This is a genomic window from Mycolicibacter heraklionensis, assembly GCF_001021505.1.
GTDB lineage: Bacteria > Actinomycetota > Actinomycetes > Mycobacteriales > Mycobacteriaceae > Mycobacterium > Mycobacterium heraklionense.
In genome coordinates, this window is record NZ_LDPO01000008.1 from 46746 (window position 1) to 73489 (window position 26744).

Below are 26744 nucleotides of genomic sequence, written 5' to 3' on the forward strand. Positions count from 1 at the left end.
GCTCAGGCCTGCGGCGCTTCGTTCACTGCAGCCGGGGTGTCCGAGGCGTCCAGGGCCTGCCAGGCCGCTGCCGCGGCCTTCTGCTCGGCTTCTTTCTTGGTCCGGCCGACGCCGGTGCCGTAGGCGGTCTCGGACACAACGGCGGTCGCGGTGAACTCGCGGTCGTGGTCGGGTCCGGTGGAGGTGACCTGATAGGACGGCACACCCAGACCGCGGGCGGCCGTCAGTTCCTGCAGGCTGGTTTTCCAATCCAGGCCGGCGCCCAGCGTGGCCGCGGTGTCGAGCAGCGGACCGAACAGGCGCAGGATCACCTCCCGGGCGGTGTCGATGCCGTGCTGGAGGTACACCGCCCCCAACAGGGACTCCATCCCGTCGGCCAGGATGCTGGATTTGTCGGCGCCGCCGGTGTTTTCCTCGCCCCGGCCGAGCAGCAGGTGGGCCCCCAGTCCGTCCTCGGTCAGGCCCCGCGCCACATCGGCCAAGGCGGCGGTGTTGACCACGCTGGAGCGCAGTTTGGCGAGGTCGCCCTCGGGCCGGTCCGGGTGGCGGTGGAACAGCTCGTCGGTGATGGTCAGTCCGAGCACGGCGTCGCCCAGGAACTCCAGGCGCTCATTGGTGGGCAGGCCGCCGTGCTCGTAGGCGTAGCTGCGATGCGTGACGGCCAACGTGAGCAGGTCGTCGGGCAGGTCCACGCCGAGTGCGTCCAGCACGGCTTGCCGGGGACGGCTCACCGCTCACCGTCGTCGCTCGGCCCGGCGCCGTCCTGCGGTTCCAGCATTCCCGCCAATTTCGCCCAGCGCGGATCGATCTTGTCGTGGTGATGGCCGGCCTCGGCGGTGGCCAGCACCACCCCGCAGTCCGGGCACAGTCCCGGACAGTCCGGGTCGCACAACGGGGACAATGGCAGAGCCAGGCCGACCGCGTCGACGATGGCCTGTTCGAGGTCTACCGCGTCGTCGACGACCCGGCCCATCTCGTCGTCGTCAGTGGTGGCATCGGTGGTGCTGTCGGGGTAGGCGAACAGCTCAGTCAACTCGACCTCGATGTCGCCGGTCAGTGGTTGCAGGCAGCGCGCACATTCGCCCGCAGTGTGCGCCGAGACCACACCACTGACCAGAACACCCTCGGAGACCGACTCCACCCGCAGATCCAGATCGACTGCGCCATCCGCCGGAATCGCCACCAAATCCAGCCCGATGCGGGTGGGGCTGATCCGCTGCTCGTGCAGCGGCATCAACGCACCGGGGCGCCGCCCCAACCGGGAGACATTGACCACGAACGGCGCAGGCTGCTGTCGTCGTGCTGCCTTCATACCTGCGCCGGGGTGCCTCGCCATGCCGCGATTCTACGCAGCGCGTTAGTCGGCGTTCTCGGGTCAGCGAGTCGCGTAGTCGTGAGTGCCCGCGGCGGTACGCAGTTGGTGACGACCACGATTGATCGAGCGCAGCGTGCCGTTGAGGAAGTCCTCGAATTCGGCCAGTTTGGCGTCGACGTAGATGTCGCATTCGCCGCGCATCCGGTCGGCCTCGGCGTGTGCCGAGTCGATCAGCCGGGTGGATTCGGCGCGCGCCGACACCACCACCTCGTTCTGCGACACCAGCCGCTGCTGTTCCTTGATGCCCTCCTGCACGGCCTTCTCGTAGGCAGCGTTGCCGTTCTCGACCAGTCGGTCGCATTCCGCCTGGGCGCGGCTGGTGGCGGTCTCGAACTCGCGCTTGGCGGTGGCGCTCAGCCGGGCCGCTTCCTCGCGGGCTTCGCCGAGCATCCGCTCGCTGTGTCCGCGAGCCTCGGCCACCATCCGGTCAGCCTGCCCCTTGGCGTCGGCCAGCAACCGGTCGGCCTCCGCGCGAGCATGGCTGACCAGCGAGTCGGCTTCGGCGGTGGCCGAGCTGACCATCGAGTCCGCGTGCTCCTTGGCCTCGTTGAGGACCGAGTCGCGGGCGTCAAGCACATCTTGGGCGTCGTCCAGTTCCCCGGGGATGGCGTCGCGGATGTCGTCGATCAACTCCAGGACGTCACCGCGGGGCACCACGCAGCCTGCCGTCATCGGCACGCCACGGGCCTCTTCGACGATGGAGCCCAGTTCGTCAAGGGCTTCGAACACTCGGTACACGGCAGCACCCTCCAGGCATAGTTGTTGTTACTAGTGTGCCCTGTGTTACGTGTGTGACTGTGTTAGTCGCCCGGTGTGTCGGATTCTCGTCCACTCCACCGGTAGCCTGACCCGTTGAAGTCGGAGATCGGCGAAGGGCGGCCATGACGAACGGTTCTGGGGGCCACGGAGGCACCGCGACACCAGGGCAGGCTGCACAGGGCTATCCGCAACAGTCCGGCACCCCGGCGACCACCGATATCGGCCGGCTGCTGCTGAGCTGTCAGGACAGCCACGGCATCATCGCCGCGGTCAGCGCCTTTCTCGCCGAGGCCGGAGCCAACATCATCTCGTTGGATCAGCACTCGACCGCCCCCGAAGACGGGACTTTCGTGCAGCGGGCGATCTTTCACCTGCCCGGTCTGCCGGCGGCCCTCGACGGGCTCCAAGAACGCTTCGGTGCCACGGTGGCGAGGCAGTTCGCGATGGACTACCGGTTCACCGAGGCCGCCAAGCCCAAGCGGGTGGCGATCATGGCGTCCAAGACCGACCATTGCCTGCTGGACCTGTTGTGGCGCAACCGCCGCGGCGAGCTGGAGATGAACGTGGCGATGGTGATCTCCAATCACCCGGAGCTGGCCGAGCAGGTACGCCCGTTCGGGGTGCCGTTCTTCCACATCCCCGCCACCCGCGACATTCGCGCCGAAGCCGAACAGCGTCAGCTGCAGTTGCTCTGCGGCAACGTCGATCTGGTGGTGCTGGCCCGGTATATGCAGATCATCACCGGCGACTTCATCGAGGCGGTGGGCTGTCCGCTGATCAACATCCACCATTCCTTCCTGCCGGCGTTCATCGGTGCAGCGCCCTATCAGCGAGCCCGGGAACGCGGCGTGAAACTGATCGGCGCCACCGCGCACTACGTCACCGAGGTGCTGGACGAGGGCCCGATCATCGAACAGGACGTGGTGCGGGTAGACCACACTCACACTGTCAGCGATCTGGTGCGACTGGGCGCTGATGTGGAACGGGCGGTGTTGTCGCGCGCGGTGCAATGGCACTGCCAGGACCGGGTGATCCGGGTGGGCAACGAAACGGTGGTGCTCTAAACGCTGGCGGTGGTCGTGATTTCGCCGGCCTGACGCCAAGCGCTGCGCTCCGCGGCGAACGCGGCCGTTTGTTGGCGGCGGAACCCGGCGATGCTCTCGGCATTGCCGTCCAGAAACCGGCGGTAGGCCGGCAGCGAGAACTCGCCGTCGGCGATATCGACCCGGCCACGTCCGGCGGCCATCTCAGCACGTAACTCCAGTAGCTCCTCGGCTTCGACCGGATAGAAGCTGATGCGGTCGAAGTAGCGGAGCAGCCAAGGAGTTTCGGGGTCGAACAGCCCGGCCGTGGCGTGCCGGTGGTTCCACACCTGAGTGGTGCGCCCGACGAACTGGTACCCGCCGGGCCCCTCGATGCCGTAGATGCACAGGTAGGCCCCGCCGATCCCGACGGCGTTCTCCGGCGTCCAGGTGCGGGCCGGATTGTATTTGGTGGTCACCAGCCGGTGTCTGGGATCCAGCGGGGTGGCCACCGGCGCGCCGAGGTAGATATCGCCCAGGCCCAACACCAGGTACTGCGCGCCGAACACGATGTCATACACCTGGGCGATGTCGTCGAGTCCGTTGATGCGCCTGATGAACTCGATGTTCGACGGGCACCACGGAGCGTCGGCCCGCACCCCGTACATGTAGCGGCGAATGGCCTCACGGGTGGCGGGGTCGTCCCAGCTCAGCGGCAGGCGCACCGAGCGGCTCGGCACAATGAGCTCGTCGCAGGGCGGCAGGGCGTCGTCGATGGCGGCCACTTCGTCGATCACCTCGGCACACGAGAACTGCTCGGCGTCGAACTGGATCTGCAGTGATCGCACACCGGGAGTCAGTTCGGCCAGCCCGGGCAGCCGACGTTCACGGAGTTGGTCGTAGAGCACCTGTATCCGCGCCCGCAGCGCCAAATCCAATGCCATCGGCCCGTATTCGAGCAGGACTCCACTGTCACCGGCGCGCCGCAGCGTGACGGCCGTCCCATCACGTCCGGTGTAGCGCTGCAACACTCCGCCGTCACCGTCGCCGGAGCGGGAGACCACGACGGGCCATGCCGCGCGCCGCTGCAGACTCAGCGCTGCCTCCGGTGGAGCGTGGTCGGCACGGATCGGCACCAGCCGCACGGTGTCGCCGGGCGAGAGCTGTCCCAGTTTCCATCGGTCGCCGCGCACCACCGTCACCGGGCAGACGAATCCGCCGAGGCTGGGCCCGTCGGGGCCGAGCAGGATCGGGGTGTCGCCGGTGAAGTCCAGCGCCCCGATGCTGTACGCGGTGTCGTGAATGTTGGACGGGTGCAGGCCGGCATCTCCCCCGTCCGGACGAGCCCATCGTGGTTTCGGCCCGACGAGTCGCACGCCGGTGCGGTCGGAGTTGAAGTGCACGGTGTAGTCGGTGGTGGCTCCCAGTGCCGGCCGATGCTGGGCTGGCTCTGGCTCGGGGCGCGGGTGAGGGACGGTGGGGCACCGCCCCGGCCGACGGCGCTGAGGCGATCCGATTCGCGCAGCGCCCGGCCGTGGTGACCGCCCAACACGCCGTGGGTGAAGGTTGCTGCGCTGCCCAGGAATTCCGGTGCGGCGATGCCTCCCTCGACCAGGACGTAGCAGCGCATCCCGGGCCCGGGAATCACCCCGATCTCAAGCATTCCACCGGCGGGGACCCGCACCGACTGCCATTGCGGAACCGGCGCACCGTTCAGACTGACCGGCACCGCGGCGCCGGTAACGCATACCCAGGCGGAGCTCGAAAACCGCAGGGCCGGTCCGGCTTTGGTGCATTCCAACCCGGCTGCGCCTTCGGGATTGCCCAATACCCGGTTGCCGACCCGAAACGACAGGTCGTCCATCGGCCCGGACGGCGGCACCCCGACGTGCCAGTAGCCGACGCGCCCGGGCCAGTCCTGCACCGTGGTGAACATGCCCGGGGAGACCACCTCGATGCCGATCATGGCCGGCTGATGACCATCCGCACCGGTGTCGGGTCGAAGCCGTTGCACGGGTTGTTGATCTGCGGGCAGTTCGACACCAGCACCAGAGTGTCGGTCTCCGCGCGCAGGGTCAGGCTCTTGCCCGGGGCCGAGAGGCCGTCGACGATGCCCAGCGTGCCGTCGGCTTCGACGGGGACGTTCATGAACCAGTTGATGTTGGAGACGAGGTCGCGTTTGCCCAGGCCCCACCGGGCGCCTTCGACGAGGAAGTTCTCCACGCAGGCGTGCTGGTGGGCGGTGTGATGCCCGTAGCGCAGGGTGTTGGATTCCTGCGAGCAGGCCCCGGCGAGGGTGTCGTGGTTGCCGACGTCGTCGGCGACGACCGTCATCAGGGCGGTGCCGTCGGCGCTGCGCAGCACCGATCCGGTGCTCAAGAAGATGTTGCGCTCGGCTGCGACGGTGGCCTGGGCGCTGTAGCGGCGGGTGCGGTCGGCGGCGTCGTAGAGCAGGCAGTCCACCGCCTGGTTGCCGTGCAGGTCGATGATCTGCAGCAGGTCTCCGGCGCGCACCACCGCCGACCACGGTGCGCGGGCGGCCACCACCTCGTCGGAGAGGATCTGCGCGGGGTTCGTCATGATCGCGTCCCCGATCCGGCGGCCCAGGCCGCCTCGGTGTTCTGCACCGCGCGTTGGTATTCCGGGTCCTGGTTGGCCAGGTCGGCCAACTGCTCGCCGGCTTGCCAGCCGAGCACGTCCAGCGCGCCCTCAGGCGGGTCGGGATCCAGCGGGTGGGCAGCGTTGGCCAGCACCAGCACCACCGGCAGGTGGACCAGCAGGTCGACCGCGGCGCCCGCACCCGCGGACCCGGTGAATTCCAGTGCGCCGCTGGCGGGGTCGACGCGGACTCCGCGGAACAACGACACCGACGGTGCCACGTCTCGAATGTCCATGCCGTGCTTGGTCGCCCCCAGCAGCAGCAACTGGCGGCCGGTGGCTTCCGGGCCGCAGAGCATGTCGTGGTGGCCAGAAGAGTCGGCGACGACGGTGGCCAGCACCCGGCCCTGATCGGACAACAACGGATGGCCGACGCCGAGGTATGCCTGCCACGGCACCTTCATGGTGTCGGCGACATTGAGCCGTTCCCAGGGGGCCTCGGCGCGGTACAGCAGCAGGTTCGCGCACGCGCCGCCCTCGATGTCGATGAGCCGGACCCGGCTGCCACGGGCCAGCACCTTGGTGGCGTAACCGCCTCCCGGGATCGACTCGGCCCAGATCATCGTCGCCGGGTCGACGTCGCCCGGGGCCGTCGGGATGCGCATCGACGCGCGCTGCACCTGAGCGCGCGCATGTGAACGCGCCCCGTCGGTGGAATCGGTGCGTGGATTGTCCATGACAGGAAGCTAGCACATTTCCTATCAACTGACAGGTTTTAGTGCGCCAGACCTCGCGCGTGATAGGCAGTAAGGCGTGCAGACCGATCGACGAGGGCGTCCCCGCCTGGTGGCTTCCAGCAGGCCGGGCCGCAGCGCGCGCGACGAGATCCTCGATGCCGCGGCGGAGTTGTTCACCACCGTCGGCTACGCCGCCACCTCGACCCGGCGCATCGCCGAGAGCGTCGGGATTCGGCAGGCCTCGCTGTATCACCACTTCGCCGCCAAGGACGACATCCTCGACGCGCTGCTGGCCGACACCGTCGACACCTCCGTGCAGCTGGCCGCCGAGCTGTTGGCCGAAACAGGGCCGAGCGCTCCGCGGTTGCACACGCTCGTGGTCGCCGATACCGCGCAATTGTGCGGCGGTGCCTGGAATCTGGGCACCCTGTATCTGCTTCCGGAGCTCCGCCTCGAGCGCTTCGCCGCCTTCCGCCGGCGCCGCAGCGAGTTGCGCAGCCACTACCAGGAGCTGTCGCGTGCGGTGATCGCCGACCATGGTGGTCCAGCCGATGCCGACGACCTACCGTTCCGGTTGGTGGAGGCGGTGATCAACCGCCGCTCCGACGACGGCTGCTGTCCGCCGGATTATCCGTGGACCATCGCCGAAGCGGCGCTACGGGTGCTGGGCTGCACCAGCGGTTTCACCACGATGCGCCCGCTGACTTCGCAGCGTTTGGGAGTGCAGCCGGGATAAGCCGCTCGGGTCCAACGACAGGCGGCGTTTCTGCCCCTGGCAGATCACCGGTCGATGTGTTTCGAGGTCAGGGCCTAGTGGTAGCCGACAGCCTTCGTCTCCAGGTACTGCTCGAAACCTTCGAGGCCGTTCTGGCGGCCGTTGCCACTCATCTTGTAGCCGCCGTATGGGGAGTCCGCGCCGTAAAACAGGCCGCCGTTGACCATCATCGATCCGCTGCGCACCCGCCGGGCGAATCCCATTGCGCGCTCCCGGGATGCCGAGAACACCGAACCGGACAACCCATAGGGGCTGTCGTTCGCGATCGCCAACGCCTCGGCCTCGTCCGAGTACGGCAATACCACCAGCACCGGACCGAACACTTCGTCTCGGGCAATCTCGAAAGAATTGTCCACACCCACGATGACCGTCGGCGACACGTAGTTTCCCCCCGCCAGTTCGGGGTCGAGGCCGGCCGGAACCGACCCTCCGACCGCGACTTCGGCACCGGCACTGTGGGCCCTGTCGATGAATCCCAGGATGCGCTCACGCTGCTTGACGTTGATCACCGGACCGATGAACGTTTCGGGGCGGGCGGGATCGCCGGGAACCATCATCGCGAAAAGGCCGACGGCCCTTTCGACAAACTCGTCGAACCTGTTCTGGGGCACCAGCGCCCGGGAGGTGACCGCACACCCCTGTCCGGCGTGCATGCACACCGCCAGCGAGCCGGGAATCACCGCATCGAGGTCCGCGTCGTCGAGCATGACCAGAGCAGACTTGCCGCCGAGTTCGAGGAACAGCCGTTTGACGGTGTCGGCGCCGAGCCGGGTGATCAGCTTCCCCACCTCACTGGATCCGGTAAAAGAGACCAGGTCGACTCTGGCGTCGGTGACCAGCCTGGACGCAACCGAGGTGTTATCGGTCGGCACCACATTGACCACGCCGGCGGGGATGTCGGTGTGCTCCGCGATCAGCCTGCCGATTCTGGTGGCATTCCAGGGCGTGTTCGGGTCCGGTTTCAGCACCACCGTGTTCCCGGTGGCAAGCGCCGGGCCGAGCTTGTTCAGCACGATCTCGAACGGGAAATTCCAGGCGGTGATGGCTCCCACCACCCCGGCCGCCTCTTTGTAGACGACGCGGTGGTTGCCCTCGGGCATCGCAGTGCCCGGGCCGAGCTCACGCTCCCAGGCGTAGCTGTCGATGAGCTCGGCGGGATAGGTCAGGGCATCGGAGAGCGGCCAGTCCAGTTGCGCCATATACGTAGTCAGCAGCGGCGCGCCCGCCTCGGCGATCAGCTCCTCCCGGAGATCCCCACTCTCCCGCTCGAGCGCCTCCTGCAGTTGAAGTAGGCAGCGTTTCCGGAAGGCGTGATCGCTCGACCACGAAGTGTTGTCGAACGCGTTGCGGGCCGCGGCGATAGCCGAATCCATGTCGTCTTCGGACGCCGACGCGGTACTCCCGAGCACCTCCCCGGTCGCCGGACTGATGTTGTCGAACCGTGCGCCTGAGGCAGCCTCACGCAGCACGCCGTCGATCAACATCCGCGGTTCAGCCCGCGTTGCCACTCGGGCGTTGAGTACCGAGCTCGTATCCGGACCGGCCGATGCCGCGTCTTCCGATCCCCCAACAGTAGGCGCCGTTGTCATGTCTGGTCCTCCGATTCCTGTGGTTCAGGCCCTCTTTGACCCGCACGGCCAACGAAAGGTCCTGCGGCGAAGCAAGATAACGCCGGGCGACCTCCGCGAGTTCTCGGCGATCGTCGGCGATCGCAAATCCCCACGGTCAGCCCTTCGCAGGTTCCGCACGGTTCTTGCGTACTTGGTTGAACGGCACACCCCGGTCGGCGGCGTACTCACGGGGAAAACTCAAGATCCGCTCGCCGATGATGTTTCGAGCCATCTCGGTACTTCCGCCGCCCAGACACACACCCTGCCGGGACAGATACCGCAGCCCGATGTCGATGGATCCGCCGACCACACCCGCCGGCCCCGCTATCGCAAGCGCGGTGTCGAGACCCAGGTTGTCGGTGTCGGCGTGAAAGAGGCGGATGATCGAACCCGCCGTCGGCGGCAGTGCTCCGTCCACGACGCTGCGGTAGACGTGGTCGCTGAGTTGGTCGCGTACCGCCCGGTGTGCCAACGCCCGGCCTGCCATCTCCCGCACCCTGTCGCTGCCGTTCTGCCCGGTGCGGTCAACGAGCCCAACGAGGTCAAGCACCGGCTCGGAGCCTTCCGCCCCGATCCCGCTGGAGAACTCCGAACTCTGCCCGACGGCCCGGCGTTCGTGAAACAACTGTCGGGTGGCGACGGCCCATCCCTGGTTCACCTCACCCAGCACCGCGCTGTCATCCAGTTCCACGCCGTCGAAGAATTCTTCGCAGAACTCGGTGGACCCGTTGAGCTGTTTGATCCTGCGCAGGGTGATACCTGGGGCGTCGATCGGGACGAGGAACATGGTGAGTCCCTCGTGTTTGGGTACGTCCCAGTTGGTGCGCGCCAGACACAGGCCGTAATCCGCGGCAAATGCGCTGCTGCTCCAGGTCTTGGCGCCGTTGAGGATCCATTTGTCGCCACGCCGGTCGGCGCGCGTGATGACACCGGCAAGATCCGAGCCGCCGCTGGGCTCGGACAGCAACTGCACCAGGATCTCCTCACCGCGTAAGGCAGCAGAGATGTGCTCGGACTTCTGCTGTTCGCTTCCGGTGTCGAGAATTGTGGCGCAACAGATGGCGAACGACGGGACGTTCAGGATCAGCGGCATCTCGTATCCCAGCGTCTCCTGGTCGAGTGCTCGCTGGTAGGCGATGTCGAGTCCCAGACCTCCGTATTCACGAGGAAAACAGACGCCGGCGAACCCGCCCTCGAACAGTATGGCTTGCAGTTCGCGCGCGCGCTGCCACGCGGCGTCATCGTCACGAGGGGCGACCGCAGAGGCGCCGGCGTCCAGGCGCGGCATATTCGCGGCGAGCCATTTTGCGGCCCGGTCGCGGAACTCGGCGACAGACTCGCCAACCTCGGCGGGAGACTTCGAATCGTTCATATCACGGCCCTCAAACCCTCGTGATGCGAGTAGATGCGGAGGTTGTGCTCCTCTGGCGTACCGAGCAGGGACCGGTATAACGCGGCCCGCCGCAGGTACAGATGAAGGTCGTGTTCCCAGGTGACACCTATTCCACCGTGCAGCTGGATGCAATCCTGCACGATGGGGCATGCGCGTTCTCCGACATAGGATTTGGCAATGCTCGCCGACAGTCCGGCTTGCGGCGATCGAGCTGCGATGTCGGATACCGCCGCGGCTGTCGTGGCGCGGCAGGCTTCGAGCCACATCTTCATGTCAGCGAACCGATGTTTCAACGCCTGGTACGAGGCCAGTGGGCGCCCAAAGGTGTGACGGTCGAAGGCCCATTGCACGGTAAGGGCCAACACCGTGTCGAGGATGCCGACGGTCTCCGCGCATTGCAGCAGCAGGGCGATCTGTTCCTGGCGCTCGATCTGGCGTTCCGCCTCGCCGGCCGTCCCAACCGCGGCAGACCGAGGGATGCGGACACCGTCGAATTGCACACGGGCGTAACGCTTGACGAAATCGAGTGTGGGTTCCGGTTCGATCACCACTCCAGGTGCGTCGGTCGGCACCAGGACCTGACACACTCCGTCGTCGCCGCGGGCGACTACCAGCAGCAGGTCGCTTTCTCCCCCGGCCTCGACTCGGTCTTTCACACCATCGACCCGATAGCCGGAGTCGACGGCCGTCACGGTCACAGCGGGATTCAGCGGAGCCCAAGGCCGGTCCGGCTCGTACGCCGCCCAGGACGCGGTCAGCTCCCCGGACACCAACGCCTCGATGGTCTTCTCGTGGGCGGAGCCGTCCGCCGCCTCGACGAGCCCGGCCAGCACGGTGCTGACCGGATGAAGGGGCCCGGGCGCGATGTTCCGTCCCAGCTCGACGGCGATCATGGCCAGGTCCGCAACACCGTTGCCGGAGACCGATCCCCCGCCCAGTTCCTCGGGCACCAACAAACCGGCCCAACCGAGTTCGGCAGCACGGCGCCACCAGGCCGGCTCGATGGGCGCACCGACGGCATGCAGCTCGCGCAACCGACTCAGCGGCACTTCCTTGTCGAGAAACGACCGCGATGTCGACGCGAAAAGCGCCATTTCCGCAGAATCGACCTCAGTCATGTTCTGGCCCTTCGACTTTCTCGCCCGGCAGCGCCCGTACGGTCGCGGGGAGGCCGTATAACGCCGTCGCGTTGCCGCGCATGATCCGCTCGCGCTGATCCTTCGGGAATCGGTTGATCGCCCAGGTAGGCGAGTCATAGCTCCAGTGCGGGTAGTCGGTGGAGAACATGATGTTGTCGCCCAGGTCCATCATCTCCAAGTACTCCCGGTAGACCGTGACATCGGCGTCCTCGATCGGCTGGGTCGTGAAGCGGACATGCTCGCGCACATAGTCTGACGGTCGACGGCGAACGTGGGGTAGGTCAGCCCGTCGTTCCTCCCAGATCCGATCCATCCGCCACATCACCGGCATCGCCCAGGTGAAGCCGCCCTCGACGAATACCACTCGCAGGTCGGGATGCCGGTCGAAGGCACCGTCGAAAACCAGGCTCATCAGATGCGACACGTACAGCAGCGGCCAGGACGCGAAGAAGTCATGCCAATGCGCCGGATTGCCGACCGGATAGTACGGGATCAGTTCAAACGGCGTCTGCCCCATCAGGTGGGTGGCGACCGGTAGGCCATTGCGGGCGGCCGCGGCGTAGAGCGGATCGAAATGCGGGTTGCCGAAAGGTATTCCGCGGGTCTGGGGCGTCATCAGTACTTCCGCCATGTACGGATGCCCGGCCCATCGCTCGATCTCGCGTGCCGCGTCGTCGGGGGTCTGCGCGCTGACGCTGATCGAGCCCCGCCAACGTCCGTGCGCATTGTGCTTATCCAGCCAGACGTCGGCAAGCCAATCGTTGTATGTGGACTTCAGTACGTGCTCGGCTTGCGGCAGCTGCGCGTCGCACATCGGCTCAAGGACCGCAATGCTCACCCCGGCCTCGATCAGCAGCTGCTTGGCCGCGTACTCCGGGTCGGACCCGGCGAATCCCCCAGTCGGAGGGGTGGCGTCGACCCGCATCGACATCGACTTGTACGAATCGGCGGTGTCGTAGAAGTGCGGCACCGGGATCACCGCATTGCCGGTCGGCCAGATCTTGTCCACCCACTCGGCCGGCGCATATCCCTTGAGCTCCTCAACCGATGCCGCAACCGGGTGAACGTCGGTGTCGACCAAACCGACCGCGACATGGCCCGGTTCCGATAGGTCCACGCTCGTCTGCTCAATCGTGGTCATCGGACCATTCCTTCCATCACCGACGTGAGCCCATAGAGGTCGGCGGCGTTGCGCCACATGACTTTTTCGCGTTGCGATTGCTCCAGCCCGGCAGCTATAGACCGCGGCGGCGACGTGGACCAATGTGGGTAACTCGACCCGTACATCAGCAGATCCGCCTTGCCCGAGAAATCAATCCATCGTTCGACGAGGGCGGAGTCGGTGGGACCGTCGAGCGCCGATGAACAGAACCGCACGTGATCGGGCAGGTACTCGCTCGGGGGCCGGTCGACCCAGGGCGTCTGGTCGCGCATCGACATCCAGAACATGTCCAGGCGCCACATCAACGGCGTCAGGATGTCGTAGCCGCCGTCGGCGAACACGAATCGGAGCGTGGGGTGCCGCCCGAAGACACCCTCGATGATCAGCGTCGCAAGGTGGACGAAGTAGTTCAGCGGCATGAAGGCCGCGTAACCGGGGTAGGTGTGCGCATGACCGGCGAACGTCGGAGGCCGGTCGACGCCGTTGCCGCCGTTGATGTGAACCGCGACCGGTAGACCCGCCGCAGCGGCGGCCGCCCAGATGGGTTCGACCATCGGCTTGCCGTACGGCTCGCGAGACTGCATGGGCACCCCGACTTGAACCATCTTGGGGTGGCCCGCCAGTCGCTCGATCTCTGCGACTGCTCCCGCCACGTCTTCCGGATTGACGCGGATCGTGCCCCGCAATCGACCCGTGGTGTCTGCGTCGAGCCACCGGTCGATGAGCCAGTCGTTGGTCGCCGCACAGATTCTGCTGTTCAACAGGTAGTCGGCGATATTGCCCCGGGTCAACGGGTTGAGGATGGCGTAGTCGACTCCGAAGTCGTCGAACAGGTGGCGGCACAGCGTCTCCCGATCCGAACCCGGGTAGTGCTCACCGTAGAGATCCTGGCGATAGTCGCCGCGGGGCGCCTGATACCACTGCTGCTCGACGTCCGGGATCGCGCGGAGCTTCGAGGCGGGGTCGAGATACCTCCGGATCTCCGCGTTGTAGCGGAAGTGTGGTTGTACGTTCGTATCGATCACCGGACCGGAGTTCGTCATGCTGTGAGATACACCTGCCCGTCGATCACATCGACCTCGTAGGTCCGAACCCGCTTGCGTGGATTGGCCAGCGACTTGCCCGTGGTGATGTCGAATTCCCACTGGTGCCAGGGACACCGGACGATCTCTCCGTCACGCACATATCGCAGGAAGCCTGGTTCCTCGGGCGCGTACTCCGTGGTGCCGCGGACGGCCCCCAGACACAATGGGGCGCCTTCGTGTGAGCAGTAGTTCGCAATCGCATAGACCGTGCCGCCGACGTTGTAGACGCCGACGCCGAACTTTCCAGCCGGCACGAGCTTCATCGTCCCCGGCGGTAAATCCTCAATCGCACACACCAGCACCCGTTGCATCGTCGTCAGCTCAGATCACCGATACGGGCCCGGTCACTGACCGCGTCACAAACACGGCGATCCGATCGAGCCCAGCGCCGCGCGACGGCGCTCAGGGTTTTGCACAAAGGGCTCCCCACTGGATACGGTTTTTGTTACCGTGGACATTACCGTTGTGGCGGTCCGGGAACAAGCGTCCAACCGGTGGTCACGTCCCTGGGCAACCCGCCCGCACCCGCCGCAAGAGCCCCGATCGGTTGTCAACAGCGCGCCTGAACGGCGCACGGAGGAGGAACTCGGTGACAACGTCCAAGGTGGTCTTCGACCCGTTTTCCGAGGATTTCTTCAACAACCCCTATGAGACCTACCGGCGGATGCGCGACGAAGCCCCGGTCTACTACAACGAGAAGTACGACTTCTACGCGCTGACCAGGCATAGCGATGTGGCGCCCGGGTTCAAGAACTTCGAGGTCTACTCGTCGAAGCGCGGAGTCGACCTGCAGATGGTCAAGTCGGGCGAACCGATGCCGCCGCTGATCATCATGATGGACCCGCCCGAGCACCGGCGGATGCGCAGCCTGGTGAACAAGGTGTTCACCCCGCGCGCGATGGAGGCCCAACGACAACTGGTCAACGAACAGATCGCACGATTCCTCGCCGCGGTGAACTCGGACGAGTTCGACGTCGTGCAGGACTTCTCGGCGCTCTTTCCCGTCGAGGTGATCACCAGCATGCTCGGCGTTCCGGCCGAACATCGTCAGCAGATCCGGCTCTGGCTCGACATCCAATTGGAGCGCGAATACGGCAATTTCGAGATGTCGCAGGCCGGGATCCAGGCCGGGATCGACACCGGGATGTTCTACTACAACCTGATCCAGGAGCGCCGCGCAAACCCACAGGACGATATGATCAGCCGGCTCATCAGCGTCGAGGTCGAACGCGACGACGGAACGATGACCAGCCTCGACGACATCGAAATCGCCGGCTTCCTGTCGTTGTTGGGCGGCGCGGGCGCCGAAACCGTCACCAAGTTGATCGGCAACGCCGTGGTCACCTTTGCCCAGCACCCCGACCAGTGGCAGAAGCTCCTCGACGACCGCAGCAAGATTCCCGCAGCCATCGAGGAGCTACTGCGCTGGGAGGCGCCGGCCCAGTATCTGGTGCGCTGCAGCACGACAGACGTTACGTTGCATGGCACCACCATCCCCGCCGGCAAGCCGGTGATGCTGATCGCCGGCTCGGCCAACCGCGACGAACGGGCCTTCACCAATCCCGACGTTTTCGACATCGACCGCGATCCCGCCGAAGCGCAGAACCTGGGCTTCGGATACGGCACGCACAGCTGCCTGGGCGCCGCGCTCGCCCGGATGGAGAGCGCGATCGCGCTGGAGAAGCTGCTCGACTTCATGCCGCAGTATGAAGTCCAGGAGGCCGGCCTGAAGCGGGTGGCCATGACCAACGTCGCCGGCTGGTCGAACGTGCCGGTACGGATACCGCGGTGAGAGTCGAAGTCGACTACGACCTGTGTGAGAGCAATGGCGTGTGCATGGGGATCAATCCCGAGGTTTTCGATCTCGGCGACGACGATGTCTTGAGGATTCTTCGGCCGCAGATCACACCGGCGACCGAAGACGATGTCCGCGAAGCTGTCCGCCGATGCCCCAGGCAGGCACTTTGCATCGTGGAGACCGAAGGGACGGACGATTAATCGATCTGCGAACCCGGCCGCCACAATCGCCGCTCTGGTACGTGCCCGCGCCGCGGACGACAACGTCGCCCTCGTACACGCCGGCCGATCATGGACGTGGCGCGAGGTCGTCGGCGAAGCCGCCGGCCGGGCGGCATGGATGCGCGCCACGCTGGACGGCTCGCGTCCACCCCATATCGGGGTGCTGCTGCCCAACGTGCCCGAATACGTGTTCCTGATCTACGGCGCCGCCCTGGCCGGCGCCTGCATCGTCGGGGTGAATTCAACGAGACGAGGTGCGGAACTGCAACGCGATGTCGAGCACACCGCGTGCCAGCTCGTACTGACCGATGCCACTTTCGCAGATCTGCTTCCCTCAGCGCTGCGCGTCGAGGACCGCCCGTGGGCCGACTACGACGCGGCACCGCTCCCGTCGACCGATCCCCCGGCGTCGTCGAACATGTTCCTGCTCTTCACATCCGGGTCGACTTCAGCACCCAAGGCGGTGCAGCGCAGCCAGGGCCGCCTGGCCGCGTCGACGATGACCGGATTCGGCCCGAATGACGTCCTGTACTGCCCGATGCCGTTGTTCCACGGAAATGCGTTGAGCTCCATCCTGTTGCCGGCGGTCGCCGGCGGGGCGCGCATTGTTCTGCGGGAGAAATTCTCGGCAACCGCATGGCTGGACGACGTTCGCCGCCACGACGTGACGTTCACCAACACCGTAGGGCGAGCGCTGGGTTACGTCCTCGCCACCCCGCCCACCGAAAACGATCGAGACCATCGGCTACGTGTTGTGCTCGCGCCCGAGGCATCACCGCGCGATACCAAGGCGTTCGAGGAGCGGTTCGGTGTCACGGTGCTTGCGGGCTACGGCTCCAGCGAGGGCGGGGTCATTCTCATGCCGTCGCGCAAGCCCGGCTCACTGGGCACGGCTCCGCACGGCGCCGACATAGCCGTCGTCGGTCCCACGGGGGCCGAGTGCGAGCGCGCCCGATTCGATGACCGCGGCCGGCTCCGTAACGCCGAAGCGGCGATCGGTGAGCTGGTGCGCCGCAACGCCGCTGGTTCGTTCGAGGGGTACTGGAACAACCCGCAGGCCGATGCCGAACGCCTACGCGACGGCTGGTTCTGGTCCGGAGATCTGGCCTATCGCGACGACGACGGGGTGTTCTGGTTCGCCGGCCGAGTGGGCGACTGGCTGCGGGTGGACTCGGAGAACTTCGCCGCCGCACCTATCGAACGAATTCTCGCGCGATATCCGGATGCCGCGGCGGCGGCCGTGGTGGGTGTCCCCGATCCGGCGGCCGGTGATCAAGTGCTGGCGGCGCTGGAGCTCACCGCGGGGCGGGTTTTCGAACCGGAGAAGTTCGCCGCCTTTCTGGCCGACCAGGCCGATCTCGGTACGAAATGGCGGCCCCGGTTCGTCCGTATCACCCCCCGGCTGCCCCAGGTCGGCAATGGAAAGCTGGACAAGAAGCCGCTCAAACGGGACGCCTGGCTGTGTGCTGACGAAATCTGGTGGCGCCCGGATCGCTCCGAAAGCTACCTGCCGATGACAGACGCTGATAAAGACCGGCTACGTCGCGACTTTCTGGCCCACGATCGCATCGACGCCTACCCGTCGCCCGCACCTGCGGTGCGACCACAGCCCGAGGAGAACTGATGCCCGTTCACTATGAGCTCGGCGCCCGCCCAGGCGCAGACCACGTCGCGCTGATCACGCTGGACCGGCCGGAAGCCAAGAATGCTTGTGACCTTGAGCATTTCCACCAGCTCGCGCAGACCTGGAAGCGTTTCGCCGCCGACGATGCGGCCTGGGTCGCCATCTTCACCGGGGTCGGGCGGTCGTTCATGTCCGGCGCCGACCTGAAGACCTACGTCCCGGAGATCACCGCGCTCGCCAAGAAGATTCAGGCCGGTGAAGCCTCCTCGATCGGTGAGTATTCGCTGTCCGACGGAACCGAGGCCGTGCTGCGCGGAACCAAGATCTACAAGCCGATCATCGCTGCCGTCAACGGGCCGTGCGTGGCGGGCGGCATGGAGATGCTCGGCGGAATCGACATCCGGGTTGCCAGCGAGCAGGCCACGTTCGGTGTCTTGGAGCCCGCGCGCGGCCTGTTCGCCGGTGGCGGCACCACTGTTCGACTCCCCCGGCAGGTACCGTTCGCGCAGGCGATGGAGTTCCTGTTGTGCGCCGACCAGATCGACGCGCAACGCGCTTACGAGATGGGTCTGGTCAACGCGGTCGTACCCGAGAATGAGTTGCTGGACACCGCATTCCAGTACGCCAGCCGGATCACGAAGAACGCCCCGCTGGCGGTGCAGGCCACGAAACGTAGCGTGCTCGAGGGATTGAAGGTGGACATGAGGGAGGCGTACCGAATCGAGTCGCGCATCTCCAAGGAGATCTTCGCCACCGAGGATGCGAAGGAGGGGCCGCGCGCATTCGCGGAGAAGCGGCCGCCCCGATGGTCGGGACGGTGATCAAGGCGGTCAGTCGTTGACGATCACGGTTCGGATACCGACTCCGCGCGTGAGGTCGTCGAACGCCTCGTTCACCTGTTCCAGCTGTACCCGGCGGGTGATGAGTTTTTCGAGCGGGAGCCGACCTGCCCGCCACAGGTCCAACAGCATCGGGAAGTCACGCTCGGGAACCACCGAACCGTATTGACAGCCGACCAGGGACTTGCCGTTCATGAACAGGTCGTAGGCCGACAGCGCGACACGCTCCTCGGGCAGCGCAGCGCCCACCACACAAGTGGTCCCGCCCCGGCGGGTGGCCGCGATCGCGGTCTCGATCGTTGCGGCGCGGCCGACGGCTTCGAAGACGAAGTCCGCGCCGCGGCGGCCGGTGAGCGAACGGATCTGCTTGGCCACGTCACCGTCCGCCGGATCCACCACGTGGGTGGCGCCGAGCTCGCCGGCAACCGCACGCCGCGACGCGACCGGATCGACCCCGATGACCACCGCCGCCCCGCGGAGCGTGGCCGCCATCAGCGACGCCAGGCCGACGCCGCCGAGGCCGATCACGGCCACCGAACTGCCGTGCGCGACGGGCGTCGTATTGAGCGCCGCGCCCGCTCCCGTGGCGACACCGCAGCCGATGAGCGACGCGATATCCAACGGAATGTCCGCATCGATCGGGACCACTGCTCGCCCAAGACAATTCGTGGCAGTCGCAAAGCTCGACACACCCATCGACGTGAACAAGGCGGCACCGGCGATATCGGTGGCGTACGGCATCGAATAGCTGTCGGGGATGGCGTTGCGACAGAGGTGAACTTCGCCGTGGCGACAGAACCAGCAGTGTCCACACGCGGCGACCCAGGAGATTACGACATGATCACCTGGCTTCACGTGGCGCACCTCCGAACCCACGGCCTCGATGACGCCCGCGCCCTCATGACCGAGGACGGTCGGCGTCCCGGCAGGCAACGCACCGGTGGCCTGTGACAGATCGGAGTGACAGACGCCCGCCGCGGCGATCCGAACCCTGACCTGGTCAGGAGCGATCGGCGCGAGCTCGATGTCCGCTACCTCCAATGCATTTCCGATGCTACGGAGGATGGCGGCGCATTCGCTCATGGTACGGATCGTAGCGGTTCAAGGTAATGTCTCGCGCACTTTGTGAGTACCTTGGATCTTTTACTCCGGTATTGCTATTCTCAGTTTCGATCGTTGTTCGAATCTGACCCGGAGCGCGCCATGGATGCCTGCCACGCTGTGCACGACTTCCCGCAGTTCTTCCTCGATGGGACTTGGCGCCAACCGACTTCTACCGAAACCTTCGACGTCAGATCGCCGCATGACGGGACTCGTGTTGGGTCCGCCCCGGTCGCTTCCCCGGAGGACATCGACATCGCGGTCGCCGCCGCGCGCCGGGCATTCGACGGGCCCTGGCCACGGATGAGCGTTGCGGAGCGGATCGCCGCGCTGCGTCCGTTTCTCGAGGAGTACGGCCGCCGGACCGGCGAGATGGCCGCGCTGGTGACCGCCGAGATGGGTTCACCGGTGTGGTTCTCCGAGGCCGCGCATGGAACGGGTCCGCTCGCCCTGATGCAGCAGACCGTGAGCTTTGCCGATTCTTACGACTGGTGGGAGAAACGCGGGACCAGCATGGTGGTCCGAGAACCGGCGGGCGTGGTCGGTGTCATCACGCCGTGGAACGTTCCGCAGGTGACCATCGCCGCCAAGTTGTTCCCGGCGCTCATCGCCGGTTGTCCGGTGATCGTCAAGCCCGCACCGGAGACACCGCTCGACGCGATGTTGCTCGCCACGATGCTTGCGGAAGCGGACCTGCCCAACGGAGTCGTCGCCGTGCTGCCAGGCCGAACCGAAGCCGGCCGCCGCCTTGTCGAACACCCGGACGTGGACAGAATCGCCTTCACCGGCAGTTCCGAGGTGGGGCGTTGGATTGCGCGGACCTGCGCGGACCGGCTGGCGCGGTTCAGTCTGGAGCTGGGCGGGAAATCTGCGGCGATCATCTGCGAGGACGCATCCCTGGAACGGACCATCGCGGGACTTCGCTTCTCGTCGTTCCTCAACAACGGCCAGGCCTGCGTCGCGCAGACCAGGATCCTGGCACCGCGCTCCCGCTACGACGAGATCGCGACCGCCCTCGCCGAGACAACAGGAGAGTTCTCCGTGGGAGACCCGACCGATCCCCAGACCTACATCGGGCCGCTCGTTTCGTCTCGCCAGCGACAACGCGTGGAAGGCTACCTCGAACTCGGTGTCGCAGAAGGCGCGACGGTGGCGGCCGGCGGTCCCGGCGGCGTCGACGGGCTGACGAACGGGCAGTACGTCAAACCCACCGTGTTCCGCGATGTCGACAATTCGATGCGGATCGCCCGCGAGGAGATCTTCGGCCCGGTCGTGGTGGTGATTCCCTACGACGACATCGACGACGCGGTCCGGATCGCCAACGACTCCCCCTACGGCCTGGGCGGTTCGGTATGGACGAAAGATCGGCACGCAGGACTGGACATCGCCCGCCGCGTTCGCACCGGGACCTTCGGGATCAACTCGTTCGCACCGGAATTCGGGGTTCCTTTCGGCGGGTTCAAGTCCAGTGGCATCGGCCGGGAGTACGGCCCGGAAGCTTTCGACGAATACGTCGAGATCAAATCCGTCTATGGGGTGCCGGGATGACCGCCCCGGTGCGCCGCGCATACGGAGAACTCGATCGTGACCAAGTGGTCGCAGCGCTCTACAGCCTGGCACGCAGAGTCGGCGTCCAGCGAGTCACGATGCGGGAGCTGGCCGCCGAGTTGGGCGCGAAGGCACCGTCGGTGTACTACCACGTTCCCGGCAAACAGGCTGCCCTGGACCTTCTTGCCGAATCGGTGCTGGCCTCCATCGCCGAACCGGAGCCCGGCCCCTGGGACGTCCGGCTGACAGCGCTGTACAGCGCTGCGCGAAACGTGATGCTGGATGTTCCTGGAATTGCCAATGTATTGCAGACCAACGGTATTGGACATACTGCGCGTTCTCTCGACACACTCAGCCGAGCTCTGATCGCCGAGGCCGGACTGACCGCGGCCAGCGCCGATGCCGCCCACGCGGTGCTCTACACCTACCTGCTCGGGTCGATCAGTCTTGAGGAATCCCGGCCGGCTCGAACCGGAAGTCGCCGTAAAAAGCAGGCCGATAGCTGCTATCTGGAAGGACTCCGCGTGATCATCGAAGGTATTCGGGCGACGGCGGGCACGCGATGAGCACTCAAGTCCCGACGTTGCCGGGGTCACTGACTCCCGAGAACCAGGACAGTGCGGCCGACCGTGATGCCGCAACGGTTCTGGATCCGGACACCTATGTGGTGGGTGCGCCGTTCGAAGCGTTGGCGCGCCTGCGGGCCGACGCTCCGGTTCATCCGGTCTCGCTGCCGAATCTGCCGAGGGCATGGCTGCTGACTCGGCACTCCGACGTTCGGCGCGTCAGCCGCGACAGCGAAACCTTCAGCAGCAGCCGGGGCAACACTCTGGTCGAGGTCGAGATGGGGCCGACATCGGCGATGCTTCCCGGCATCGACCCGCCGCGGCACGTGCACTTCCGCAAGCTGATCAACCAGGGCTTCACCATGCGAAATGTCCAGCGACTCGAGCCGCACATGCGCAAGGTCGCACGCAACATCGTTGCCGACATCACCGCGAAGGGCGATTTCGACGCGGTACCCGACATCTCCGCCGAGATGTCGCTACAGGTGATAGCGGACGTCCTCGGGGTGCCCGCGTCGGACCGGCTCGAGGTGTTCCGCTGGAGTAACGCCATCGGCAGCCTCGGCATCGAGGACCCCGACTACGCGCCGACACCGGAAGCGCTCGGCCAGGCCGTGGCCGAGATGTTTTCCTACTGCGGCGAACTCGTCGATCACCGACGCAAGCACGGGCTCACCGACGACATCCTGTCGGCACTGCTGGTAGCCGAGGTCGACGGCGAACGACTCAATCGCGACCAGCTCAACGAATTCTTCCTGTTATTGGCCATCGCCGGAAATGAAACCACCCGCAACACGCTCAGTCACGGAATCCTGGCCCTGTCACAGCACCCCGACCAGCAGGCCCTGCTGGCCGCCGATCCGGCGGCGGTTCGGCCCGCCGTTGAGGAATTACTTCGATGGTCCACGCCGGTCATGCATTTCCGGCGTACCGTCACCACCGACGTCGAGTTCGGTGATCAACGAATCCCCGCCGGCGACTGGGTGCTCATGCACTATCTGTCGGCCAACCGTGACGAGGCGGTGTTCGAGCGGGCCGACGAGTTCGACATCACCCGACCCGACGCGGGCCACGCCGCGTTCGGCGGCGGCGGTGTGCACTTCTGCCTGGGCGCGCATCTGGCACGCCTCGAACTGCGAGTCATGCTCGAGGAGCTATACCCGAGCGTGCCCAATCTCACCGTCACCGGAGAGCCAGATCGACTGCGCTCCTCGTTCTTTCACGGCATCAAGGCATTGCCCTGCACGACTGGAGCGGCGCGATGAGCGGCCGTTCACTATGCCTCATCGGCGCATCGCAGCGAACCGAACGCGACAGTCGCGCCCCCGAGCCGTTGGTGAGCTGGGCCGACCGCGCCCGCGAAGCGGCTAAGGACGCCGGTGTCGAACACGCCCTGGCGCAAATTGATTCGCTGCAGGTGGTCTACTGCCAATCCTGGCCGTACGACGACCCGGTGGGCAGGCTTGCCACCGCCCTGGGTGCCGATCCCCGCCACCGGCACTACTCCGGCATCGGGGGCACCACACCGCAGCTGTTGGTGAACCAGACGTCGGAAGCGATGCTGCGCGGTGAACTGGACCTCGCCCTGATCGTCGGCGGCGAAGCTCTGGCCACGGTGCGCACCGCGAAAAAGGCCGGCGAACGCCTGCCGTGGAGCTACCGCAAATCATCGCCGTTCCCCTGGGAGCCCCCGCATCCTGCTGAGGTCGCGCACGAAGTGCACCAGGCATGGGAGACGTTCCCGCTGTGGGACACTGCCCGGCGGGCCAAGATCGGTGCGTCACTGGCCGACGACGCCGCAGAGGCGGCCGCGATGATGGCGGCGATGACCAACGTCGCCGCGGCCAATCCGCATGCCTGGCGGCCTGTGGTGCTCGATGCCGCCACGGTCGGCACGCCCACGGCGGCCAACCGTTACGTCGGCTGGCCGTACACCAAACACGAGGTCGCGGTCATGGATGTCGATATGTCTGCCGCGCTGCTGCTGGCCACCGCCGAGAAGGCCGACGCCCTCGGCGTTGACGAGGGCCGACGCCTCTATCTCACCAGCTACGCCTACGCCGAGGACCCGGCGAGTGTCGCCGAACGCGAGGACATGGCGCGCTCGGCGGCGATGGCCGTCACGGGCCGGCACGCGCTGCGTGCCGCAGGCCTGGCGCTTGATGACATCGACGTTTTCGATCTGTATTCGTGCTTTCCGTCGTCGCTGCGACTGGCATGCGACGCGCTGGGGCTGGCCCTGGACGACTCCCGCGGCCTGACCGTGACCGGCGGGTTGCCCTACGCCGGCGGCCCGGCCAGCGCGTACCAGCTGCACGCCATCGCCAGCACGTTCGACCGGTTGCGGGACAGGGGCGGCCGGGCGCTGATCACCGGGGTCGGAATGCATCTGGCCAAACACGTGGCCGCCGTATGGTCGTCCACCCCGGCACCGGCCGAACCGGCGGATCGCATCGCGTTGCAAGCCCAGGTGGATGCCGAGCAGCCGCGCCGGCCGCTACTGACGGCGTGGTCCGGCCCCGGCACTGTGCGCGCGTACACCGTCGCGCACCGCCGCGACGGCACACCGGGGCAGGGATTGGTGGTGCTCGACACCGACCAGGGCCGGGCACTGGCCCGGGTCTACCAGCCGGACCTGCTCGCCGATGCCGAATCTCGGGAGCTGGTCGGCACCGAGGTGGTGGTGTCCACCGACGGTCAACGAAACGAAGCGCGTTGGTGAGGACGCGCGGTGCTTGCCACCGTTAGCCTCCCAAGACCGCGCGGTCGGCTCGCAACAGCTCGACGGTCACCCCGTCGGGGTCTCGCACGGTCGCAGCGAGAAGGTCACCGCGACTCGTGTGCAGCATCCGTGGCGTCCCGCCGAGACCCAAATCGGCCAGGCGCGACAGTACCGCCGGTACATCGACCTGCACGGAGAGCAGGAACAAGCCCCGGGTCGGCACGCCCGGCTGCTGCGGATCGTTCTTCAGTTCCGGTGCGCCGAGGTCCAGCAGCTCAACGATCCCACCGCCCCGATTCTGCGCGTCGCCCAGGAACACCGTTCGCACCGTGCTGGTGTGCAGCCGGCCCAGCAGGGGTTCCAGATCGGTCTCCAAGACAGTGTCGACCAGGACGTCGAGTCCGATTCCGTCCCGGTAGAACCGCAGCGACGCATCCATGTCGGCCGGACAGATCCCGCTGTGGTGCACGATGGTCATGTCTTCTCCTCGCCGCCGCTGACGTAGCAACGATCGCCCATCAGCGGTCGAATGGCAAGGGCTTGAGCGGGATTGGCACCGACGCAAGCCACTCTCGTCGATCAGGTCCGAATTCCATTGCAGTGTCGATGCTTTGATCACGGCGGATCGAGATGTCCCGGGTCCACCCCGGCCTCGTGCAGGCATTCGACCAGCGCGCGCTTGAACTGCAGCCCGAGGCTGGTGCCACGGGCGCGCAGCATGGCGTCCAAGCGTTCCCAGTCCTCGCTCGGAAGGCTGAACGAGAAGTGGATGTCCGTCCACGACCTGTTCATCTTCGGCCCCGGTCAGTTCACCGCCGCATACGAATAGAACTGCTCGGCCCAGCGCCGGTATTCGATGATGGCGCTCTCGCCAGTCGCCAGTTTGGGCGCTGGCCGGAAGATCTTGTTCTCCCAGATCGGGATGTCCTGGATGATCTGCCGGCTGAACTCCCGCATCAGACCAGCGCCGTAGCGGTCGGGTCCCCCGGTCTCCGGATCCCGCCGGAGCACGAAGATGTACTGCGCCCGCAGCACGGTGTCCTCGACGGGTGTGATCGTGAACATCACACGGCCGTCGCCGATTCCACGTTGACGCACGACGTCGATACCGAGCCCCCACAGCTCCGACTCGATCGCGCCTTCCACCTGGCCGCGCGGGGTGTTCATCGTGACACTCGCGACCGACCGGAACATCGGGCCGTCCTCGACGAGTTCCACGGCGCCGAAACCCGGTACACCGTGGACGTATTGGAAATGGGAGATGTCGACGGTGTTCTCGAAGATCTCCTGAACGTGCGACCGGATGATCCAGGTGTCGGATTCGACGACGACGTATCCGTCGCCGTCGAGTTCGGTCAACGCCGGCGGCTCCCACGTCGGCTTGCTGCCCGATTCGGAGTACCAGACCAGAATCTGGCCGTTGCGCTCAAGGGTCGGCAGACAACCGAGACGTGCCGTGCGGTTCGGCTGATCGCGGTACGGGATCAAGACATTGCGACCGGAGCCGTCGTAGCGCCAATGGTGGAACGGGCAGACGATGTTGTCGTCCTCCACGAACCCGCCGACCGCGATGTTCGCACCCAGGTGAGCGCAGTAGGCATCCAAGACGTGGGCCTCCCCACTGTTCCGCCCCCGGTAACAGGCGAAGTCTCGTCCGAAGGCGCGCACCGCCATCAGTGTTCCCGCCGACACGGCATCCGACGCCGCCACGCGATACCAGCTGTCGGGGAAGGGCGGGAGGTCGATGCGGCGGGCCATGACTTACCTTCTTTCGCGATCGCCGGGGGCGGCGCGTTGACGAGCCGATGAAGCCAAAACTAGCATCTTTATAATGATTGCATCAAAACGCGGCACGGCCCTGATAATCGGCGCCACCGGTGGCATCGGTGAGGCGTGCGCGCGCAGTTTGCACGCCGCGGGCTACGCCCTGCTCCTGAGCGGTCGGCGTAGCGAACCCCTGCACCGCCTGTCCGAGGAACTGGGCGCAGGGTGCCTGGCTTGCGACGCCAACGACGAGGCGCGTCTGGGTGATCTCGTCGCGACCGCGACCGAGGGTATCGACGTCGTCGTGCACGCGGCGGGCATCCTCAAGGGCCGGGCGGCGCGTGAACAGTCGGTCGAGACGTTCGACGAGGTGATCGCAGCGAACCTGCGTTCGGCGTATGTCCTCGTGCATACCGCGTTGCCGGCGATCAACGTCGGCGGGCGCATCATTCTGGTGTCCTCCACCTCCGCGACACGCCCAATGCGGGGGCTGACCGCCTATTCCGCGGCGAAAGCGGGGATGAATGCGATGGCCGAGGCGTTGGCGGCCGAGCTGGAAACCGATGGCATCAACGTCAGCCTGGTGTCGCCCGGCCCGGTTAGCACCCCGATGATGGATCAGTCGGTCAATGCGTTCAGCGCCTTGCCTGCTGCCGATGTCGGCGACGTCGTTGCGTGGCTCGCCGCCCTGCCGCCGCGGATGGTGGTGCCCGATGTCTTGTTTCGCGCTCCCTACCGCGGACCGTTCGCAGAGATGACCGGCGGCAGCGGTACCGCAGGACAGAGTGTCGCCGAGGCGCGGGCGGCGAAGCGCGCCAGCATGTGACGACGCGCGGACCGAAACCCGCGACTTTACGGTAATAATTACCGCTAGACTTACCGCGCGCGATCGGCTAGCGTCAGTTC

26 protein-coding genes and 1 pseudogene are annotated in these 26744 nt (G+C 66.3%); 11 read left to right on the forward strand and 16 right to left on the reverse strand.

Annotated elements, in window-relative coordinates; genetic code table 11:
- Positions 1-2 precede the first annotated feature (2 nt).
- From rnc to sepIVA, 3 genes are read right to left on the reverse strand one after another with little or no spacing between them, the layout of a single operon-like run.
- Positions 3-731 (reverse strand): ribonuclease III, encoded by a 729-nt coding sequence (gene rnc, locus ABW16_RS11425; protein ID WP_047319296.1) that lies wholly within the window; start codon positions 729-731, stop codon positions 3-5.
- Positions 728-1336 (reverse strand): YceD family protein, encoded by a 609-nt coding sequence (locus ABW16_RS11430; protein WP_082134070.1) that lies wholly within the window; start codon positions 1334-1336, stop codon positions 728-730. Before ABW16_RS11430 ends, rnc begins: the two co-directional genes overlap by 4 nt.
- A 39-nt stretch (positions 1337-1375) precedes the next feature.
- Positions 1376-2113: a cell division protein SepIVA gene (gene sepIVA / locus ABW16_RS11435; protein WP_047319298.1), complete on the reverse strand. Its 738-nt coding sequence runs from the start codon at positions 2111-2113 to the stop codon at positions 1376-1378.
- Between the two features lie 143 nt (positions 2114-2256).
- Between sepIVA and purU the strand changes: the two genes are divergently transcribed.
- The gene (gene purU / locus ABW16_RS11440) at positions 2257-3198 is read left to right on the forward strand and encodes a formyltetrahydrofolate deformylase (RefSeq protein WP_230987143.1); all 942 of its coding nucleotides are present in this window, start codon (positions 2257-2259) and stop codon (positions 3196-3198) included.
- Here the strand turns inward: purU and ABW16_RS11445 are convergent.
- From ABW16_RS11445 to ABW16_RS11455, 3 genes and pseudogenes are all read right to left on the reverse strand, one after another.
- Positions 3195-5122, reverse strand: a pseudogene (locus ABW16_RS11445) (carboxyltransferase domain-containing protein). The gene purU and the pseudogene ABW16_RS11445 sit on opposite strands and share 4 nt — an antisense overlap.
- On the reverse strand, positions 5119-5736 hold the full coding sequence (locus ABW16_RS11450) for an urea amidolyase associated protein UAAP2 (protein WP_047319299.1): 618 nt from the start codon (positions 5734-5736) through the stop codon (positions 5119-5121). Before ABW16_RS11450 ends, ABW16_RS11445 begins: the two are co-directional and overlap by 4 nt.
- Positions 5733-6491: a DUF1989 domain-containing protein gene (locus tag ABW16_RS11455; protein ID WP_047319300.1), complete on the reverse strand. Its 759-nt coding sequence runs from the start codon at positions 6489-6491 to the stop codon at positions 5733-5735. The genes ABW16_RS11450 and ABW16_RS11455 overlap by 4 nt, the downstream gene beginning before the upstream one ends.
- 109 nt (positions 6492-6600) lie before the next feature.
- On the opposite strand from ABW16_RS11455, the gene ABW16_RS11460 reads away from it, so the two are divergent.
- On the forward strand, positions 6601-7227 hold the full coding sequence (locus ABW16_RS11460; protein ID WP_327083214.1) for a TetR/AcrR family transcriptional regulator: 627 nt from the start codon (positions 6601-6603) through the stop codon (positions 7225-7227).
- Between the two features lie 74 nt (positions 7228-7301).
- Here the strand turns inward: ABW16_RS11460 and ABW16_RS11465 are convergent, their stop codons facing one another.
- The 6 genes from ABW16_RS11465 to ABW16_RS11490 all read right to left on the reverse strand — a co-directional run bounded on the left by ABW16_RS11465 (position 7302) and on the right by ABW16_RS11490 (position 13966).
- Positions 7302-8855, reverse strand: a complete 1554-nt coding sequence (locus ABW16_RS11465) for an aldehyde dehydrogenase family protein (RefSeq protein ID WP_047319302.1) — start codon at positions 8853-8855, stop codon at positions 7302-7304.
- Positions 8856-8991: 136 nt separating this feature from the next.
- Complete coding sequence (locus ABW16_RS11470) at positions 8992-10248, reverse strand: acyl-CoA dehydrogenase family protein (protein WP_047319303.1); 1257 nt, start codon at positions 10246-10248, stop codon at positions 8992-8994.
- Entirely contained in the window at positions 10245-11387 is a 1143-nt protein-coding gene (locus ABW16_RS11475) for an acyl-CoA dehydrogenase family protein (protein WP_047319304.1), read from the reverse strand. The genes ABW16_RS11470 and ABW16_RS11475 overlap by 4 nt, the downstream gene beginning before the upstream one ends.
- Positions 11380-12549 (reverse strand): amidohydrolase family protein, encoded by a 1170-nt coding sequence (locus ABW16_RS11480; protein WP_047319305.1) that lies wholly within the window; start codon positions 12547-12549, stop codon positions 11380-11382. Before ABW16_RS11480 ends, ABW16_RS11475 begins: the two co-directional genes overlap by 8 nt.
- Positions 12546-13613 (reverse strand): amidohydrolase family protein, encoded by a 1068-nt coding sequence (locus ABW16_RS11485; RefSeq protein WP_047319306.1) that lies wholly within the window; start codon positions 13611-13613, stop codon positions 12546-12548. Before ABW16_RS11485 ends, ABW16_RS11480 begins: the two co-directional genes overlap by 4 nt.
- Complete coding sequence (locus ABW16_RS11490; RefSeq protein ID WP_047319307.1) at positions 13610-13966, reverse strand: Rieske (2Fe-2S) protein; 357 nt, start codon at positions 13964-13966, stop codon at positions 13610-13612. Before ABW16_RS11490 ends, ABW16_RS11485 begins: the two co-directional genes overlap by 4 nt.
- Positions 13967-14244: 278 nt before the next feature.
- Here ABW16_RS11490 and ABW16_RS11495 point away from each other — a divergent pair, with 278 nt between their 5' ends.
- The 4 genes from ABW16_RS11495 to ABW16_RS11510 are packed head-to-tail and all read left to right on the forward strand — an operon-like array spanning position 14245 to position 18119.
- Positions 14245-15447 (forward strand): cytochrome P450, encoded by a 1203-nt coding sequence (locus tag ABW16_RS11495; protein WP_047319308.1) that lies wholly within the window; start codon positions 14245-14247, stop codon positions 15445-15447.
- On the forward strand, positions 15444-15653 hold the full coding sequence (locus ABW16_RS11500) for a ferredoxin (protein WP_047319309.1): 210 nt from the start codon (positions 15444-15446) through the stop codon (positions 15651-15653). The genes ABW16_RS11495 and ABW16_RS11500 overlap by 4 nt, the downstream gene beginning before the upstream one ends.
- 34 nt (positions 15654-15687) lie before the next feature.
- A complete protein-coding gene (locus ABW16_RS11505) occupies positions 15688-17298 on the forward strand; it encodes an AMP-binding protein (protein ID WP_412178201.1) in 1611 nt (536 codons plus the stop codon).
- Positions 17298-18119 carry an enoyl-CoA hydratase-related protein gene (locus ABW16_RS11510; protein WP_047319310.1) on the forward strand — a complete coding sequence of 274 codons (822 nt, stop codon included), beginning with the start codon at positions 17298-17300 and terminating at the stop codon, positions 18117-18119. The genes ABW16_RS11505 and ABW16_RS11510 overlap by 1 nt, the downstream gene beginning before the upstream one ends.
- A 9-nt stretch (positions 18120-18128) precedes the next feature.
- Here the strand turns inward: ABW16_RS11510 and ABW16_RS11515 are convergent, their stop codons facing one another.
- The gene (locus ABW16_RS11515; RefSeq protein ID WP_047319311.1) at positions 18129-19220 is read right to left on the reverse strand and encodes a Zn-dependent alcohol dehydrogenase; all 1092 of its coding nucleotides are present in this window, start codon (positions 19218-19220) and stop codon (positions 18129-18131) included.
- A 120-nt stretch (positions 19221-19340) separates the two neighbouring features.
- Between ABW16_RS11515 and ABW16_RS11520 the strand changes: the two genes are divergently transcribed.
- The 4 genes from ABW16_RS11520 to ABW16_RS11535 are packed head-to-tail and all read left to right on the forward strand — an operon-like array spanning position 19341 to position 24074.
- The gene (locus ABW16_RS11520) at positions 19341-20786 is read left to right on the forward strand and encodes an aldehyde dehydrogenase (protein ID WP_047319312.1); all 1446 of its coding nucleotides are present in this window, start codon (positions 19341-19343) and stop codon (positions 20784-20786) included.
- Complete coding sequence (locus tag ABW16_RS11525) at positions 20783-21352, forward strand: TetR family transcriptional regulator (protein ID WP_047319313.1); 570 nt, start codon at positions 20783-20785, stop codon at positions 21350-21352. Before ABW16_RS11520 ends, ABW16_RS11525 begins: the two co-directional genes overlap by 4 nt.
- Positions 21349-22617, forward strand: coding sequence for a cytochrome P450 (locus ABW16_RS11530; protein ID WP_047319314.1), 1269 nt, complete (start codon positions 21349-21351; stop codon positions 22615-22617). Before ABW16_RS11525 ends, ABW16_RS11530 begins: the two co-directional genes overlap by 4 nt.
- A complete protein-coding gene (locus tag ABW16_RS11535; RefSeq protein WP_047319315.1) occupies positions 22614-24074 on the forward strand; it encodes a thiolase C-terminal domain-containing protein in 1461 nt (486 codons plus the stop codon). Before ABW16_RS11530 ends, ABW16_RS11535 begins: the two co-directional genes overlap by 4 nt.
- Before the next feature lie 22 nt (positions 24075-24096).
- Here ABW16_RS11535 and ABW16_RS11540 read toward each other — a convergent pair whose 3' ends face one another.
- From ABW16_RS11540 to ABW16_RS11545, 3 genes are all read right to left on the reverse strand, one after another.
- On the reverse strand, positions 24097-24552 hold the full coding sequence (locus ABW16_RS11540) for a VOC family protein (RefSeq protein ID WP_047319316.1): 456 nt from the start codon (positions 24550-24552) through the stop codon (positions 24097-24099).
- 137 nt (positions 24553-24689) lie between these two features.
- A complete protein-coding gene (locus ABW16_RS26385) occupies positions 24690-24866 on the reverse strand; it encodes a hypothetical protein (protein ID WP_157864238.1) in 177 nt (58 codons plus the stop codon).
- A 12-nt stretch (positions 24867-24878) separates the two neighbouring features.
- The gene (locus ABW16_RS11545; protein ID WP_047319317.1) at positions 24879-25832 is read right to left on the reverse strand and encodes a Rieske 2Fe-2S domain-containing protein; all 954 of its coding nucleotides are present in this window, start codon (positions 25830-25832) and stop codon (positions 24879-24881) included.
- 73 nt (positions 25833-25905) lie between these two features.
- On the opposite strand from ABW16_RS11545, the gene ABW16_RS11550 reads away from it, so the two are divergent.
- Positions 25906-26664 (forward strand): SDR family oxidoreductase, encoded by a 759-nt coding sequence (locus ABW16_RS11550; protein WP_052956862.1) that lies wholly within the window; start codon positions 25906-25908, stop codon positions 26662-26664.
- Positions 26665-26744 lie beyond the last annotated feature (80 nt).

What these genes read in the sequence shown, in the direction of transcription:
- ABW16_RS11470 (WP_047319303.1), bottom strand. Translation starts at nt 10,248, where the DNA reads ATGAACGATTCGAAGTCTCCCGCCGAGGTTGGCGAGTCTGTCGCCGAG.
- purU (WP_230987143.1), top strand. Translation starts at nt 2,257, where the DNA reads ATGACGAACGGTTCTGGGGGCCACGGAGGCACCGCGACACCAGGGCAG.
- ABW16_RS26385 (WP_157864238.1), bottom strand. Translation starts at nt 24,866, where the DNA reads ATGAACAGGTCGTGGACGGACATCCACTTCTCGTTCAGCCTTCCGAGC.
- ABW16_RS11525 (WP_047319313.1), top strand. Translation starts at nt 20,783, where the DNA reads ATGACCGCCCCGGTGCGCCGCGCATACGGAGAACTCGATCGTGACCAA.
- ABW16_RS11510 (WP_047319310.1), top strand. Translation starts at nt 17,298, where the DNA reads ATGCCCGTTCACTATGAGCTCGGCGCCCGCCCAGGCGCAGACCACGTC.
- ABW16_RS11475 (WP_047319304.1), bottom strand. Translation starts at nt 11,387, where the DNA reads ATGACTGAGGTCGATTCTGCGGAAATGGCGCTTTTCGCGTCGACATCG.
- ABW16_RS11455 (WP_047319300.1), bottom strand. Translation starts at nt 6,491, where the DNA reads ATGGACAATCCACGCACCGATTCCACCGACGGGGCGCGTTCACATGCG.
- ABW16_RS11465 (WP_047319302.1), bottom strand. Translation starts at nt 8,855, where the DNA reads ATGACAACGGCGCCTACTGTTGGGGGATCGGAAGACGCGGCATCGGCC.
- ABW16_RS11550 (WP_052956862.1), top strand. Translation starts at nt 25,906, where the DNA reads ATGATTGCATCAAAACGCGGCACGGCCCTGATAATCGGCGCCACCGGT.
- ABW16_RS11490 (WP_047319307.1), bottom strand. Translation starts at nt 13,966, where the DNA reads ATGCAACGGGTGCTGGTGTGTGCGATTGAGGATTTACCGCCGGGGACG.
- ABW16_RS11485 (WP_047319306.1), bottom strand. Translation starts at nt 13,613, where the DNA reads ATGACGAACTCCGGTCCGGTGATCGATACGAACGTACAACCACACTTC.
- ABW16_RS11530 (WP_047319314.1), top strand. Translation starts at nt 21,349, where the DNA reads ATGAGCACTCAAGTCCCGACGTTGCCGGGGTCACTGACTCCCGAGAAC.
- ABW16_RS11515 (WP_047319311.1), bottom strand. Translation starts at nt 19,220, where the DNA reads ATGAGCGAATGCGCCGCCATCCTCCGTAGCATCGGAAATGCATTGGAG.
- ABW16_RS11535 (WP_047319315.1), top strand. Translation starts at nt 22,614, where the DNA reads ATGAGCGGCCGTTCACTATGCCTCATCGGCGCATCGCAGCGAACCGAA.
- ABW16_RS11540 (WP_047319316.1), bottom strand. Translation starts at nt 24,552, where the DNA reads ATGACCATCGTGCACCACAGCGGGATCTGTCCGGCCGACATGGATGCG.
- ABW16_RS11430 (WP_082134070.1), bottom strand. Translation starts at nt 1,336, where the DNA reads ATGGCGAGGCACCCCGGCGCAGGTATGAAGGCAGCACGACGACAGCAG.
- ABW16_RS11450 (WP_047319299.1), bottom strand. Translation starts at nt 5,736, where the DNA reads ATGACGAACCCCGCGCAGATCCTCTCCGACGAGGTGGTGGCCGCCCGC.
- ABW16_RS11480 (WP_047319305.1), bottom strand. Translation starts at nt 12,549, where the DNA reads ATGACCACGATTGAGCAGACGAGCGTGGACCTATCGGAACCGGGCCAT.
- ABW16_RS11520 (WP_047319312.1), top strand. Translation starts at nt 19,341, where the DNA reads ATGGATGCCTGCCACGCTGTGCACGACTTCCCGCAGTTCTTCCTCGAT.
- ABW16_RS11545 (WP_047319317.1), bottom strand. Translation starts at nt 25,832, where the DNA reads ATGGCCCGCCGCATCGACCTCCCGCCCTTCCCCGACAGCTGGTATCGC.